At 43.0% G+C, this 15,613-nt stretch carries 12 protein-coding genes and 1 pseudogene; 5 read left to right on the top strand and 8 right to left on the bottom strand.

Going from position 1 to position 15,613, the window contains the following annotated elements; all coding sequences use genetic code 11:
• Window positions 1-174 precede the first annotated feature (174 nt).
• Window positions 175-3,180: an MFS transporter gene (locus tag V7K30_RS11035; protein WP_334999082.1), complete on the bottom strand. Its 3,006-nt coding sequence runs from the start codon at window positions 3,178-3,180 to the stop codon at window positions 175-177.
• Between V7K30_RS11035 and V7K30_RS11030 the strand changes: the two genes are divergently transcribed.
• Window positions 3,179-3,346, top strand: a complete 168-nt coding sequence (locus V7K30_RS11030) for a hypothetical protein (RefSeq protein ID WP_334999081.1) — start codon at window positions 3,179-3,181, stop codon at window positions 3,344-3,346. The two genes, V7K30_RS11035 and V7K30_RS11030, sit on opposite strands and share 2 nt — an antisense overlap.
• Window positions 3,347-3,525: 179 nt before the next feature.
• Here V7K30_RS11030 and infC read toward each other — a convergent pair whose 3' ends face one another.
• Window positions 3,526-4,059, bottom strand: a complete 534-nt coding sequence (gene infC / locus V7K30_RS11025) for a translation initiation factor IF-3 (RefSeq protein WP_012412604.1) — start codon at window positions 4,057-4,059, stop codon at window positions 3,526-3,528.
• A 464-nt stretch (window positions 4,060-4,523) separates the two neighbouring features.
• Between infC and V7K30_RS11020 the strand changes: the two genes are divergently transcribed.
• On the top strand, window positions 4,524-4,793 hold the full coding sequence (locus tag V7K30_RS11020) for a hypothetical protein (RefSeq protein ID WP_334999080.1): 270 nt from the start codon (window positions 4,524-4,526) through the stop codon (window positions 4,791-4,793).
• A 522-nt stretch (window positions 4,794-5,315) separates the two neighbouring features.
• On the opposite strand, the gene V7K30_RS11015 is transcribed toward V7K30_RS11020, so the two are convergent.
• From V7K30_RS11015 to V7K30_RS10995, 5 genes and pseudogenes are all read right to left on the bottom strand, one after another.
• On the bottom strand, window positions 5,316-8,564 hold the full coding sequence (locus tag V7K30_RS11015; RefSeq protein WP_334999079.1) for a PAS domain-containing protein: 3,249 nt from the start codon (window positions 8,562-8,564) through the stop codon (window positions 5,316-5,318).
• A 253-nt stretch (window positions 8,565-8,817) separates the two neighbouring features.
• A complete protein-coding gene (locus V7K30_RS11010) occupies window positions 8,818-9,531 on the bottom strand; it encodes a prolyl oligopeptidase family serine peptidase (RefSeq protein WP_334999078.1) in 714 nt (237 codons plus the stop codon).
• A gap of 22 nt (window positions 9,532-9,553) precedes the next feature.
• Window positions 9,554-10,291 (bottom strand): hypothetical protein, encoded by a 738-nt coding sequence (locus tag V7K30_RS11005; RefSeq protein WP_334999077.1) that lies wholly within the window; start codon window positions 10,289-10,291, stop codon window positions 9,554-9,556.
• A 138-nt stretch (window positions 10,292-10,429) separates the two neighbouring features.
• Window positions 10,430-10,762 carry a hypothetical protein gene (locus V7K30_RS11000; protein WP_334999076.1) on the bottom strand — a complete coding sequence of 111 codons (333 nt, stop codon included), beginning with the start codon at window positions 10,760-10,762 and terminating at the stop codon, window positions 10,430-10,432.
• A 218-nt stretch (window positions 10,763-10,980) separates the two neighbouring features.
• Window positions 10,981-11,313, bottom strand: a pseudogene (locus V7K30_RS10995) (metal ABC transporter solute-binding protein, Zn/Mn family); the annotation flags it as partial.
• A 235-nt stretch (window positions 11,314-11,548) separates the two neighbouring features.
• On the opposite strand from V7K30_RS10995, the gene V7K30_RS10990 reads away from it, so the two are divergent.
• The 3 genes from V7K30_RS10990 to V7K30_RS10980 all read left to right on the top strand — a co-directional run bounded on the left by V7K30_RS10990 (window position 11,549) and on the right by V7K30_RS10980 (window position 14,341).
• Window positions 11,549-12,118 (top strand): Rieske 2Fe-2S domain-containing protein, encoded by a 570-nt coding sequence (locus tag V7K30_RS10990; RefSeq protein ID WP_334999075.1) that lies wholly within the window; start codon window positions 11,549-11,551, stop codon window positions 12,116-12,118.
• 138 nt (window positions 12,119-12,256) lie between these two features.
• Window positions 12,257-13,042 carry an HAD family hydrolase gene (locus V7K30_RS10985; protein ID WP_334999074.1) on the top strand — a complete coding sequence of 262 codons (786 nt, stop codon included), beginning with the start codon at window positions 12,257-12,259 and terminating at the stop codon, window positions 13,040-13,042.
• Between the two features lie 123 nt (window positions 13,043-13,165).
• On the top strand, window positions 13,166-14,341 hold the full coding sequence (locus V7K30_RS10980) for a DNA double-strand break repair nuclease NurA (protein ID WP_334999073.1): 1,176 nt from the start codon (window positions 13,166-13,168) through the stop codon (window positions 14,339-14,341).
• A 143-nt stretch (window positions 14,342-14,484) separates the two neighbouring features.
• On the opposite strand, the gene nadC is transcribed toward V7K30_RS10980, so the two are convergent.
• A complete protein-coding gene (gene nadC, locus V7K30_RS10975) occupies window positions 14,485-15,351 on the bottom strand; it encodes a carboxylating nicotinate-nucleotide diphosphorylase (RefSeq protein ID WP_334999072.1) in 867 nt (288 codons plus the stop codon).
• Window positions 15,352-15,613: the final 262 nt, after the last annotated feature.

The following is a 15,613-nucleotide window of genomic DNA, read 5'->3' as shown; positions in this document are numbered from 1 at the left end:
GCTGTTCCTGATATTCTTTGACTTTTTACTTCACTTTACAGGTTAACAAAAGAGATATAGGACTCATATTTGATTGCGTGAAAAAACTCAGTACAACTCAAAAAGGCTTCTTCCCTACTCCCCACTCTCGTAGAGACGCGATTAATCGCGTCTCTACCCATTCCCACCCTTTTTTCAATTGTAATTTTTAACCTGGTGTTTTTCGAGCAACTCTTTAACTTGAGCAGCCACCAAAGGATGTGGATCTTTTTGTAACTGGGGTAGGATTTGCAGGAGAACGCGATGTGAAACCATATTCAAGTATGCGATCGCAGCTTCTCTAACAAAGCCAGTTGGATGACGCAAACTCACCAAAATCTCAGAACTTGTCAGTCGGATGCGAGTCACTTGAGCATAATGAAAACAGCAAGCTAGGCACCAGTCAGAAAGGAAGTTACTCAACATCAGCAATCTGTGGAGGCGATCGCTAACTTCCATATTTTCATATTCTACAATCTTGGCTTCTATAAGATGTTGTAATTTTTCTGACTGCGGTCGGTTATCTAAAATATTCAGCAATAAAGACTTTGAAGACAATGTGACAGTATGCTCTAAGATTTCTAACCCCCGCGCTAAGTTTACCACTGAGAGCGATCGCAGATTGAATGCTGCTGCCTGCATCTTTTCTGGCGAGTAAAGCAGTTTTAATAGCATTAGCAGCCGCTCTTTGACATCCAATTCTAGTTCTAAAAGGGCTCGTTGCAGTAACTCTGAGACAATCACAATCCTCTCACTAGATTGATAATTTTCTTTTTGGTCTAATGTTTTAAAATCTATATATGCGGCGTAAATCTCACCTAAAAACTTTAATTCCTGCTTGATTAAATTTTCTACCCGACTTTCATAAAACCGATCCACTAAAGTTGTAATTCCTGGTTGTTTGTGTATTTTTAGTAAGCTGCGGAGAATATGATCCCTAGTAGTACCCCAAGATGTCTCCAAGTTTTCCCATAAAGTCTGCAATGCCTCTTGGGTGCCGACTTGAGCAATGGTGCGCCAAGCGTACATCCGCACTACTTCCGGTTTGTAAGTATTGGTAGCTAACCGCAACAGCATTTCTAGAGCTTCATTCTCCAATCGCACTAGGGCTGACATTGCTGTACTGCGGGTTGATTTATAATAAAGTGCTGCGATTAGTGCCGAATAGTACTCTTCTAACTGGGTTGCTGCGATCATTTCCAATACGGCACAGCGCACCCTTAACGACTCATCTTGTAATAAATTCGGGATGTGAATCCGCAACGCCTGCAAATAAACTGCTTCTCTGAGCGCTCTGACTCCATTTACCCGTTCCCGTTCTTTCTTATGAGTCAACATCCGGCGCATGGTTTGGGTAGCTGCTACCTTTTGCATAGGCGTTCCTTGGCGTAAGACTAAAGCGGCGGCGGTGGCGCGGATGAGTGAGTTTTGGCGGGGGTTCAGGTATCCTTCTAAAAGGCTTAAATTGGGATTTGGTTCAGCCAGCCAAACGTAGCGCAGCGCTAGGGCAAAAACTTCAGGGTTGGTTTCTTGGGATTGTTCTAACAAGGGACGGATAGCAGCTAGATAAGCGGGATTTGCACCTGCCATTAGCATCACTTCCAAACTTTGGCGCTGCAAATCTGGGCTTAACTTGATTAGTAGAGGTGCTAAAATTTCCGCAGCTCCTTGGGAGTCAATTTGGGCTAAAAGTTCAATGCAAGAGCGTTTATCTGCCTCGCTGCCTTTTTCTGCCAAAGCTTTGACTACCCCTTGTTTGAAAAATCGTAAGCCCACATTGGTTGCACTCAAGTGACCCCGTGCCACACTCAAGACTAACAGTTCAACATAGCGCGATCGCAATTCCCAAACTACTGTTAAACAGGTGCCAGCTATCAGCATTGTTTCTGCTACCAACACCCACTTTTGCATTGGTACGGGTACAAATCGCCCACAAAACAATAGAGTTACAAAAATTAGCGCTCCTGTCAAACCTGTAGCGATCGCTTCGGCGGTTCCGCCAGATAAAGTCTGCATCCGGCTGCGAATTGCCTCTGGAATCGGTTGGTAGAGGATGGGGCCGCTACTCATGACAAAGGTATAGCGCAGAAGTTCATCGCAAAATTTAACAATTATCAGACCCCAGAAAAAGCTTTGCGATTGCATGGCTGGAATTAAATGCAGGAATATCAGCACTGCTGGTAGTGAAAAGCCTACGGTGATTGGTAAAAGTGTAGCAGTGAAAAATACCCCCATCCGTTCGATCAGTCGGCTGGAAATAAACCACTGCAACAACAACTCACACAGTCCCAACATTCCACCAAAAAGACCCAAGAAACTGGCGAGTTCTCGGTCGCTCAAATTGGATTGGAGTTCGCGCAGATATTGAAAATCTATTAACAACCCAATGACTTGCAATAGACCGACAAAAGCAAACAATTGCCAAACATAGCGCTTCAGCGGACTTTTAATGAAACGCTCTCGTGAAGCTTGTTCTTCATGAATTAGTCTTTGTGGGGTTTCAGGAAAAGCTGCTCGATAGTGATGAGTTAAATAGAATAAAATCCCTGATCCTAATAAAATCACTACACAGGCAATGAGGATGATTTTATTCAGCGTGGTGTATTGCACTAGCCAAGGCAAACTAAAGCCACTGATCACATCTGCTACTAAAAGACCACTACTCACTAGTGGGTAAGTCCGCTTAATTTCCCGAATGTTAAATATTTGGTTGGCGACGATGGAGGTGTTAAGGTCATTGACTACATAAAGGGCATCTACCCACAGCCGTAGTAGAAATGCCGAAATAACTGCCAGGTAGGAAAAATGCGATCCCCAACGTAATAAAATTAATAAAACTAATGGCATCAACATGCAAGGTGCGATCGCTACAATCACCCGGCGTAAGGGAAAAATCTTTTGCAGCCAAGAGTATAAAAAAACCAGTCCTGCACTGATCACGGCACTGGCAATATACATCCACGGCAATAGATGAGTCCCATATTCATCCAAAAACAGCGCCACCGTACTGTCCTCTGCCCACCGCAATCCTACACATACAGTTGTGTAAAAAATGAACATTATCTGAGTTCGTTCGCTCTCCTCTGGTCGGAGATTCACCCACTGTAGTAGTCGTGGTAAAGCAACTTTATTTACAGCCAACCAGTGATTTTTCAGTTCCATGCAGTTTTATTTTCTGGTAGTATCACCGCGTAATGGGCGAGTAGGTGGGAGGGCAGGGGCAGGAGGAGATGAGGAAGCAGAGGAAGCCGGGGGAGCAGGGGGAGCAGGGGAAGAAAATACTTCCTTATCCTGCTTGTTCCCCTCATCCCCTATCCCCTGGAAATAGCAAAAGTCCTGAGCAACTGAGTATTATGTTTCCCACTCAGCCTTCAGGACTATCGATTTTAGATAAATTTAAACGGCCTCAGAGGTAGGGGCGGATGTTGCATCCAAACGAAAAATGAAAAAATCCCCTAGCTAGAAGTCAGGGGATTTTCAAACTTGGCCTATTAAACAGCTAGAGGATTATTTTTTGGGTGAGATGAGCATCATCATGTTTCGCCCTTCTTTTTTTGGCGCTTGTTGAAGCTCACCAAATGGCTCCAAATCCGTTGCCATTCGCTTGAGCAAATCTTCTGCTAGGTCACTGTGTTGAATTTCTCGACCCCGGAACATCACAGTAGCTTTGACTTTATCACCATCTTTCAAAAAGCGCTCTGCTTGCTTAACACGCACGTTGTAGTCGTGTTCTTCTATTTTGTAGCGCATCTTAACTTCTTTGACATCAGCCGTGTGCTGCTTTTTCCTGGCTTCCCGCGCCTTTTTTTCCTGCTCAAACTTGTATTTCCCGTAGTCCATAATCCGACAAACTGGCGGGTCAGCTTTGTCACTTATTAGCACCAAATCTAACTCTTTTTCTTCTGCTAGTTGTAGTGCTTCCTGTGGGGGCATAATTCCCAGTTGGGCACCGTCAGTGTCAATTACCCGAATTTTCGGGAAGCGAATTCGTTCATTAATTTGGGGCAGATCGCGAGTTCTTTTCTTCTCAATCACAGGCATTATGATTTGTGGGAGCTCTTAATGAAGGATTTGGTGTGGTCTTGATTGGTATGCCTCAGAGGCAAAAATACGGAAATAACTCAGGACTGAAAACATAGTCTCCAGTTCTAGGTTAACTAATCCATAAAATAGTTGCCTCGTTGTATTTGTCATTCTACTCACTCTGAGAGAATTTCTTTGCAATAGTTAATCTAAATTACACAACCTCGACTCATATTAAATATTATTACAACTATTTAGCAATACTCAATGCGATGGCGTAACCGCCCACCGGAGGTGATCGCATTGAGCAGCATCATCTCTCCAGAACAGCAAGTTCACAGATGCAGGACATCAAGCAAAAGTAATGTAACATATTATCTTACATCCAGTAAGCTTAGTACTATCTATAGTCAAAAACCGCTGCTCAATTTACTTAGCCCAACACTACGGGCAAAACTCAATCAGTATCAAAGCGGGATAGGTTGATTCAACATCAAAACCTGTACACAAATCTAGATGTCGAAATTCGGCTTTTGGTGGTGCAGCAATCTCGCCGGACTCTTTATACTGCGATTCGGGAGGAATTCGGAGAGGACATACCAGCTTGTGTGATGGTTGTGGGTTTGGAGACAGTGCCGGATTTGGCTGTGATGTTAACTTCTGCTAATCAGGTGCGGGAGGAGTTTCGCAATAATTTTGCTTTTCCCTTGGTGTTGTGGATTGATGATGAAATCTACAAGCAACTGATATAGGTGGCTCCTGATTTAGAGAGTTAGGCGATTACGAGGAATTTTGCGATCGCTAAACATGATTTAATAACTTTACTCAAACAACTCGCCGAGCAATATTTTAGCAATACCCTAACTCTGGATTTAGATGTTTATTTAGTCTTAAAAGCAGGATTAGAAGCAGCCCAAAGAGAATTACTAGATGATGTACAGATTTCTCATCTAGAGGTAAAGGCTAATTTAGCATCATTGTTAAGTTTGGCAACACAGGTTAATAATAAAATCAATGTGGCACTGAAACATTATTAAGTAGCTCTGGCGCCTTGGCCGCAGCTTAATAATATAGAACGATGGGTAAAACCCTCGGTAATATTGCTTTTTGCTATTATCTCAAAGCTTTTAAATATCTTGATATTACTCATCTAGATTGGCAAGCTACACGGCATTATATTCAAGAATATCTTAGCTTTTTGAGTCAGGCTGAACACCCAGATTTAATTACTAATTTCATATTTAAATTTCCCTATTTTATGCAACGCCAAAGTTTTAGTTATACCTTTGCCCTAGCAAATCGGCAATTGAGATTAGTAATTCAGTTGGCTGTACTGGTTTGGCAACGTGTTTTTGAAACCCAGCTACCAAAACTCGATCGCGATCGCTTTCTCCAGCATAGGCGGTAAGGGCGATCGCCGGAATTTCTCCTCCCTCCTCCTTTGGCATGGCTCTGAGCAGCCTAATCAGGCTGTAGCCATCCATCTCTGGCATTCCTAAATCACTGATTAATAGATTAGGTAGAGTCTGTGCTACTATAGATAACGCTTCAGTCGCCGATGCTGCGACAGCTGTCAGCGCCCCATTCTGTTGTAGCAAGAAGCGCAGAAACTCCCGTGTGTCAGCATCATCATCGACAATCAATATCCGTAGTCCGTTGATAACTGACAAGTTAAATTTCTCTCCTGCTCCCTCTGCTCCCCCTGCCCTTGCTCCCTCACTCTCCTTGATCACGGGCAGTCTAACAGTAAAAATTGATCCCTGTCCAATTCCTGGACTAGCTGCGATCGCAGTCCCACCATGCAACTCTACTAAGTGGTGAACTATTGCCAATCCCAGTCCCAGCCCGCCAAATTTTCTGGTTGTGCTGCTATCGGCTTGACGAAAATATTCAAATACGTGGGGTAGGAATTCGGGGGAAATACCTTGACCTGTGTCTTTAACTTGAATCAGTGCTGAGTGAGAAGTAAATTCCTGACTCAATGATAGGCTGACTTCCACTGAACCATGAGGGGGAGTGAACTTGACAGCGTTCGAGAGTAAATTCCCTACAACTTGCTGTAAGCGATAATAATCGCCCGAAACTTTCCCAACATTGGGGTCAATCTGTATTTTTATCTGGATGGATTTGGTTTCTGCGATTAACCGGACTGTTTCTAAGGCAGCGTCAATTACAGCTACCAGATTAACAGTGGCAAAAGTCAGGTTTAACTTACCACGAATAATTCGGGACACATCCAGCAACTCATCAATTAATTGAATCTGCAATTGAGCATTTCTTTCGATGGTTTCCAAAGCACGATTTGTAGTAACTTCATCAAATTTGCGGCTTTTGAGTAGCGATGACCAACCGAGAATCGGGTTGAGGGGCGATCGCAGTTCATGAGAGAGAATGGCGAGAAACTCATCTTTATTCCGGTTTACCTGTTTAAGTTCCTCTGCTTGTTGTCTAAGTGCTTTTTCTAATTGCTTCCTGGGGGTTAGGTCAAGAATAAAACAGATCCAAGACGCGGGCGATCGCTCCACTAAGGCACCACCAATTAGTATGGGAATGCGGGAACCATCCTTGCGGATGTATTCTTTTTCATAAGGAGTACATACTCCAACCGTTAAAAGTTGCTCTAACCCCTGCTGATCAAGAGCGTGATATTCAGGTGGGGTGATGTGTCGTCTGTGTACCTTACCTGCCAATAGTTCTTCTCGCGTATAACCCACCATTTCTAGAAAAGCCTCGTTCGCCTCAGTAATGTAGTCAGGAGTGGCGAACATAATGCCAATAATGTTGGAATCAACTAATCGCCTTAATTGAGTTTCGCGCTGGCGCAAATCATTTTCTGCTTGTTTGCGTTGGGTAATATCCTGGGTAGTACCCATCATTCGTACTGCCCTACCCTCGGTATCAAAAAAGATGCGACCTTTAGCCGCAATCCAATGAATACTACCATCAGGCCAAAGGCTGCGGTATTCAATGTCACACTCAACCTTTTCCTCAAGACAGCGGGCGATCACTTCATGGATGCAGTGGAGGTCTTCTGGATGTACACAGTTGAGGAAAATCTCAAAGCTGATTTCGTCTTCTGGGGACAGTCCATACAGCTGCTTACATTTCTCTGTCCAAATTAACTCGTTGGTAGTGATATTCCAAAACCACATGCCCAGTTGAGCAGCGGTAGTGGCCAACCGAATCCGTTCTTCACTCTCGCGCAGGTTTGTTTCAATTTGCTGGCGATCGCGTAGCACAGCTTGCTGTTCGGTAATATCAGTACTAGCACCAACTACCCTAACTACCTGACCATTGGCATCTCGGACAGCAAACCCCTGGTCTTCCACCCACAAATAGCGGCCATCCTTATGACGCACTCGATACTTGATGCGATAACGATTGCCATTGACCATACTAGCCATAAACTGGTCATTAACTATTTGTTGGTCATTGGGGTGGATGAGTTTTTGCCACCACTCGAAAGTAGGTTCAGCTTCTTGTTGTGTGTAGCCAAAAACTTGGGTTAAACCCTGAGTTCTTTCCACAGTATTTCTCTGAATCTCCCAGTCATAGATTAGGCAATTAACTGCCGCCGCTGCTAACTCAAACCTTTCGTTACTTTGCCGCAGGGAAGTTTCTATGTGTCGTCGCTCTGTAATATCAAAAGCGATCCCCAAAAGATATTGTGGCAATCCATCAGCAGTTCTGCTATACACAGTGTCATAGCTACAAAACCAGCGCCACTCCCCATTAGCGTGTCGAATCCGGTACTCAAAGCAGAGGACTTCACCATTAGCAGCAGAATTAAATTTTTCCAAATTGCTAGAGAGCCGAGCCAAATCTTCAGGGTGTAGAAGTTGGGTAAATAACTCTTTTCCCATTGCCTGGATTTCTGCTGGTGTGTAGCCCCAGCCTTGAGCAATTTCGTAATTAACATAAGAATTTCGCTGCTCTATGACGTCATAAATGTAGAGTATCCCCGGAAGAGTGCCAGCAATTTGTTGAAACAGACGTTGACTATCCCACAGTGCCTGAAATTCATTTGCATCAACTCGTTGAGTCTCTTCGGTACAGCTACAGTTTTCCTCAAGCTGCGCGTGCTTAGATTCAGTAATATCCGAAAAAGTTGTGACGATCGCATAGGGAGTGCTGACACCAGCTTGGAACAGAGGTTGTGAAGACAACAATAGCCAGACTAGCTCCCCATTTGGCTTATAAAAGCCACACACCACATTCAAACAAGGTTTACCTGTATTCCGCGCAACGATCGCAGGGTGAGTTTCACTAAGGAAACCAGAGCCATCTTCATGAATAAATTGCCACCTGGGATCAAGCAAATTTTGCCCCACAAGCTGTTCTGCGGTCAGTCCCAGAATGCGATCGCAAGTTGGATTGCAAGCCTGGATAGTGCCATCAGCCAACTGAAGCACCATTCCCTCTTCTCCACCGACTACCAGCGAAGAATTTGCTTTTTTACTAACTTGGCGGTGCAGCAGCTTCTCATTAGCCAGCTGGTTTTGGGACTTTTCCGTGTCTGGCATTCTATAAAGTTAAATAAATTTAAAGTTAATTTAAGATTCAGCGGCTTATACTTACATAAATTTTAGGACAATGTCTTCCATCTTTAGGGTGAATATAGCTAATATGCTGATCTTATTGTCTGGCTGGGGACTTGCCGTGATTCAGTTAACCTAGTTGAGCAAAAGTTATCAATCGTCTGGCGGCTGATTTGCAGAAAGCTTTTCCAGAGATGAAGGGCTTTTCGCTTCGCAACCTTTGTAGCGAAAAATATCTTTAACCTACAGCCTGCTGTCGTCGATGCTGTAAAAACCACTCATACAACTCTGGATTATTGTATGTCTGCGTCCACGAGTCGTGCTCTGCTTCTGGGTAAACTGTAAATTTTACATTCCCGTCGCGGGCTTTGAGTGCAGAAACCATGATTTCGGACGCACTTAAGGGAACTACATTATCTTTGGCTCCGTGAAATGCCCACACGGGAAGATTTTTCAACTTACGTGCTGCTAGTGGGTTACCACCGCCACAGATAGGCGCGATCGCTGCAAATCTTTGGGGCTGTGCTGCTGCTAAAAGCCATGTTCCGTAACCACCCATGCTTAAGCCGGTCAGGTAAACCCGATCTGGATCAACAGGGTAGGCGCTTTGCAACTTGTCGTCAGACATCGCCTCATCCAGAAGGGCGCTCAATCGTTCTACATTCCAATATTCACCACGCGGACATTGGGGAGAAATGACAATGAAAGGAAAGTCTGGCTGTTGTTCAACAATTTTGGCGACACCCTGCTTTTTCACATCATCTAAGTTAGAACCTCTCTCACCCGCACCATGTAAAAATAGGATTGTTGGCAAAAGTGGCTGTTGTGTTTCGTTGCCTTTACAGGTTTGCGGAGCCTCTCGGAGAGAAATGTCTTGTTGTAAAACATCAGGCAAGAATAGCAGGTAGTTATAGCTGCCGGTAGAAGTAACTTTTTGTTGTAGTGGCGCCATAACATGAGAAAATTTTGTTAGTTCAACGTCTGCGAACAGCTATTGTATAACTTGGTCGCTGGGTTGCTTCTCGTTGACTCTTAACTAACCGAAAGTCATTATCTATATATAGATGCTCTAGAAAAGAAGTAGCTAGGTAGGCTTTTTCAAATCTCTTGACAGTATTTCTGTCTATATGTTTTAATTTGAGTTCTTGCCGTAAGTCTATGTTTGGCGCTGCTTCCTTAAATTTAGATTCGACTGTTGTCGTAAACCACTCGTCTGCATCGTCAATTGTCAATGGGATTTCTCTATTTCTCAATTCTTGAAATATTCCAACATTTTTAATATCCCACTGTTCATCTCGAACTGAATACTTTTGCAGCACCATTAAGTCGTAGGCTGGTAGTCTTGATGCAAATTTTTGCCAAAAACCAGACTGATGTCCCGGTGCATAACGGGCAATATTTGCATAGTAACCATCATTATGAAAAATTTGGTAAGACTGCTCGTGTATCCTAGCAGGTAAAATGTCTTGAAAAGGTATAGTAGACCATATTGGCATCCATACTCCCGTGACGATCGCCACTTGCTCTGCAACTTTGCCATAGGGGTTACGTCGGCTCAACTCTGCAAAATATGGTGCTAATTCATTTTTATAAAATTCTACTTTGGCTTTTAACCCTTCTACATTGCGACCTTTAACAAGTTCTAAAATTTGATTTTTAATTTGTGGTGTACTCCAATATGTCAATTCTTTGGTATTTGTGACATTTGCCATTACCGTTTATCTTGGGGGAATTTCCAGATTTTGATTACGTTATTAATAGACTAACTTGACCAAAGAAGACAGATCCGGGGACGCAAAGAAACAACTCACTCTATTCCTGTGTCCCCGGATCTCTTAAATGAAAGACTACTACCAAATCCGATTTCCATTTTCGTCAACTCGTGCTGCCCGAATTACATCAGAAATTTCTTCAGCATCTTTAACGTGGTGGAGTGCCTTCTTTTCACCGTTGGGTTCATCTACAACGAAGTAAGTCGGAACTGTGATTTTGTCGCCTGTAATGTCTGGTACATCATCTACAGCTACCTGTTTAGCCTTTTCTTCAACAGATTGAGACTCATCAGCGATTTTATCTCCTGGATTCGCTGTTAAGTTTCTTTCATTGACGTTCGGTTCTTCGCGTAAATGTGTATCTTCACTTACTGGTTGATTAATTTGATTTTCTTGATTCTTATCAGTCATAGCATTTTCAGGTATTAAACAATGTAGCTTTACCAATAACACTGTAGAAAATCGAAGATACAAAGAGTTCTTTCTCTGGAGAGACTTTGAGAAGAGATTAGAGAGGAACATGTCTTAGGTTAGATATTTGTTCTAAGAAATTTACTTCTTTGTACTAATACCAATTAAAGTACCTGCGATCGCAATCCCATAGGCACGTCCACAATATTGGAATGCATCAAAGATTTTACAGCTACTCCCACAGCCAACTTCCCCGCTTTGTGACCAGAAGCATTCATTAATTTAATCAGTCCCGATTCCAGATTGTAGCTGTTATACAAAATCAAGTTAGCTTCTTGCAAAACCTTGCTGTCTGCTGGTACTGGTTCGTAAACATAGGGAGCAGTACCCGGTTTGAGGATTCCACTTAGTTGAATTTCGTCTCCTGCAACCTCTTGTGCCAAATCAGCAATGATGGTGCCAGTTGCAACCACTCGCGGCTTATCTCCCTTGGCAGTGTTAGGGTTAGAGTCTTTCTGGGTATAACTAAATAAAGCTAAAGAAAGGCACAAGCATTCCTAAACAAAGCCGAAAAAGAATTTTTCCCTTCATCCTGCTGATTATTACCTTGCCGTAAGGATTACTGCCATCGTTTTAGTAGTATCGGGATTGTTTCTGCTGGCGTTACTATTTCTATTTAGTCCTAAATGCGAGATTTTTACCGTTAAGTATCTTAAAAGCAAAGTAGAATCCTAATGCGATCGCACCGTACTATATTTAAGTAGACCTTTCTTGGTAAATCGGGTCATGAAAGAAAATTCTTCTACAAATAGCAAAATGCCACTTAGTATAAAAACGCGTCGGGATTTTTTAACTTACACGCTAGGTGGTACAGCCGCATCATTAGCGATCGGATATCTATTTCCAAAAGTTAGCCAAGGTCGTGAGATCAGCCTAGAAACCCTTTGTTCCCTGTATCCAAAGAATTCGCGCTGTCAAAATTATCTTCCAGGATCTGTGGCACTGGACAAAGACGGCAAGAAAATCGAAACTAATGCATTATTAACAACAGCAAAGCCCGGAATTCCGATTCTTGTAAAAGGCTTGCCAGACAATAGCGTTGATTATCTGATCATTCAAGACGGGCCAAAGATTGCTGAGTACGCTATCAATCCAATTTGTACCCATTTAGGATGTACTGTTGAGTGGGATCTTGAAAAGAATCACTTTATTTGTCCTTGTCATGGATCTCAATACGATTCTCAGGGTCGAGTCGTTCATGGCCCAGCGAAGCGTTCTTTACCACTAATCACTGTAGTAGTCAAGCAAAACCAAGTTCGTTTAGTTGATCACAAACCTGCTGTAGATCCTCGTTAACCTACTAGTATCAAATCAGATTGGACAATGCCACCATACTTTTTAAGCAAGTTATAAATTATAAAACACTAACAAAAATTACTGCATGATTTGAATTTGTCGGGTAAGCTGACAACAGCAGTTTTAATCCTCAAAACAATGACCGCAAGTAGTCCCACGATTTTAGCCCTAGACTTTGATGGAGTGATTTGCGACGGACTAATTGAATATTTTGAGGTAGCGTGGCGCACTTACTGTGAAATTTGGTCGCCAGCTAACGACACACCACCAGATGATTTAGCTTTGAGATTCTATCGCCTGCGACCTGTAATTGAAACAGGTTGGGAAATGCCCGTTTTAATCAAAGCGTTGGTAGATGGAATTCCTGATGAAAAGATTCTTCATGAATGGGTAAGCATCGCCCCACAACTTTTGTTAAATGACAAGCTACAAGCAAAAGAAATTGGCGTGAAACTAGATAAGCAACGAGATGAATGGATCACCACCGATTTAGATGGTTGGCTGAGTCTGCATAGATTTTATCCAGGTGTAGTAGAAAAAATCAAATTAACTCTTGACAGAGGAGTAAAGCTATACATTGTGACAACTAAAGAAGGGCGTTTTGTACAGCAGTTGTTGCAACAAGAAGGAGTGAATATACCAGCAGCAGCAATTTTTGGTAAAGAAGTCAAGCGTCCCAAATTTGAAATTCTGCAAGAATTAATTCAAGCAGCGGATCAAAAGCCAGTTAGTCTCTGGTTTGTAGAAGATAGACTCAAGACATTGCAGTTAGTCCAACAGCAAGCAGACCTTGAGAATGTGAAACTTTTTCTTGCAGACTGGGGCTATAATACCCAAGCCGAACGGGAAACTGCCCAAAAGGATTGGCGAATTCAGCTGTTATCACTATCTCAATTTGCCAAAGATTTCTCTGCTTGGCATTGAAAAAGGAAGATAATCTCATACCAGACATAGAAGCACAGAGACGCAGAGGTTCTCTTCGCGTCTTTGTGTGAGATTTAAACATTTAAATTTGCCATTTTGGCTTAATATAAAGTATAAAATCCTATGCTTGACCTGACAAAACTGGCGCGACAAATGCAGGGTTTAAGTCAGCATCTTACCTTAGAAGCTGCTGCTAGTCGCCAGCGTTTAGAATTGGCGCAACAACATCTCAAAAATGCTTACGAGTGTCAACAAGATTTAATTGATCGCCAGCAAAAATGGCGCGATCGCATTCTTTTTGCTAATGCTACCCCAATTGAGCCGTTAGAAACCTCCATTGATATCCCAGTTCCCCCCAAAGTACATACCGTCATCGCTACCGATGGTTCACAAATTGCCCCCAACCACCACGAAATTGCTTACTGTTATCTCCTAAATATCGGCAGAGTCGTCTTACACTACGGACAAAATCGTCATCCGCTACTTGATAGTTTGCCAGAGGTATTTTATCGCCCAGAAGATTTATATATGTCTCGGCAGTGGGGAATTAGAACCGAGGAATGGATGAGTTTCCGGCGCACTGCTTCAGAAACAACGGTGTTAGCAGAACTTGCATGTGCAGCAAAAGGGGAAACGCCAGCACTGGCTATGGTAGATGGTTCGTTAATTTACTGGTTTTTAGAACAATTGCCGATAGATGCACGCGATCGCATTTTACCTCCCATCCTGGAAGCTTGGCAGCAGATACGTGATGCTCAAATTCCGTTGATGGGCTATCTTAGTGCCTCTCGCAGCATCGAAACAATGAACTTTTTACGGTTGTTGGCTTGTCCCCATCCAGTGCCCGACTGTAAAAGTCATTGCCCAAATCAGCTAGAAAAAGTACCTTGTAAAATTTTTGAACAGTTGCGAGATACTTCTGTTTGGGCAACCCGACTCAAACCAGGACAACGCAGTACCCTCTGGCGCAGTAATTCCCCCATTCTCGAACTCTACGGCGATCAAACCATTTACTTTTGCTACGTTCACGTTGGTACTGAAATCGCCCGGATCGAAGTTCCGGCATGGGTTGCAGAGAATGCAACCATGCTAGACCAAGCATTGGGACTAATGCTTGCACAAGTGCAAAAAGGATATGGCTACCCTGTAGCGATCGCCGAAGCGCATAATCAAGCAGTAGTAAAAGGTGGTGATAGAGCGCGTTTCTTTGCCCTTCTCGAACAACAAATGATTAAAGCTGGTCTGAAAAATGTGGGAACTTCCTACAAAGAAGCCAGAAAGCGGGGGAGTATTGCTTAAACCAGGGAATAGTAAACAGTATGAATGGTAAAATTTATTACATTACATAATAGTATTTGACAACTTATCTAAGTAATAAGAGTAAAATTTACGTAAATTTTTTTTTACTATGCATTTATAAACTTTTACTGAAATTTTGACATTTAAACTACAATCCTCATACTCAAATCCAGCCACTTGGACTGAGTAATCGGCGCACTGCTAGAAATATAGTCAACGCCACTCTGTGCAACACCGCGAATCGTTTCCAAAGTCACATTCCCCGAAGCTTCAATTTTCACCCGGCGATCCCGCTGGCGAATTAACTGCACCGCCTGAGACATCATATCTAAAGGCATATTATCCAACATAATAATGTCAGCCTTGTGCTGCAAAGCTTCTTTCACCTGCTCTAAAGTTTCCGTCTCAACCTCTATAGTCAAGGGATAAGGAATCTGAGAACGAATACGGGTAACAGCTTCTCCAATTCCCCCAGCCGCCGCAATGTGATTATCCTTAATCATCACCGCATCATCCAACCCCATGCGGTGATTAATCCCACCACCCACCGCAGTCGCGTACTTCTCCAACAGTCTCAGTCCTGGTGTAGTTTTACGCGTATCCACCAACTGAGCAGCTAAATCGGCAATTTTCTCTACATATATATTAGTTAGCGTGGCAATCCCACTCAAACGCATAGCTAAATTGAGAGCAACTCGTTCCCCCATCAGTAACGCATCCAGCGAACCATGAATTTCAGCTACTACCTGTCCTGGCTCACACCATGCACCTTCAGATGCAATCGCTACAAAGCAGACTTTTTCATTCAAAATCTGAAACACCCTAGCTGCAACTGGTAAGCCAGCAATTATCCCTGAAGCTTTAGCTATCCATTTAGCCGAGCCTAGCGTCACATCTTCTACTAGTAGTGAATTTGTTGTGCGATCGCCCCTGCCAATATCCTCCAACAACCAGCCACACAAAAGTGGATCTAAAACCAGCCAGGGCGGCAAAAGACCAGAATTCCTCACAACTTTATTGCTTCCTTTAGTGAGTTACAGCAATATTATAGCCTAAAACCTTTGCTGTCTAAGGCTTTCAGAGTCCCTAAAAAGTAGTCCAAAAAATTTTTGGAAAAAATAGTTGACAAGATAAAGGAGGTTAGGTATATTGAATAAGTGCCTGAAGCGGAGAGCTTAAAAGCGACGAGTTCAGGACACCGAACCTTGAAAATATTATAGTTTGAAAGCCATAAGACAACAAGTGGTTTGCGTCAAGAAAATCAAGAAAACT

The sequence above is a fragment of the Nostoc sp. genome (assembly GCF_036917655.1).
GTDB lineage: Bacteria > Cyanobacteriota > Cyanobacteriia > Cyanobacteriales > Nostocaceae > Nostoc.
The sequence above is the reverse complement of the archived record's forward strand: the minus strand, read 5'-3'. Positions and strand labels throughout refer to the sequence as shown.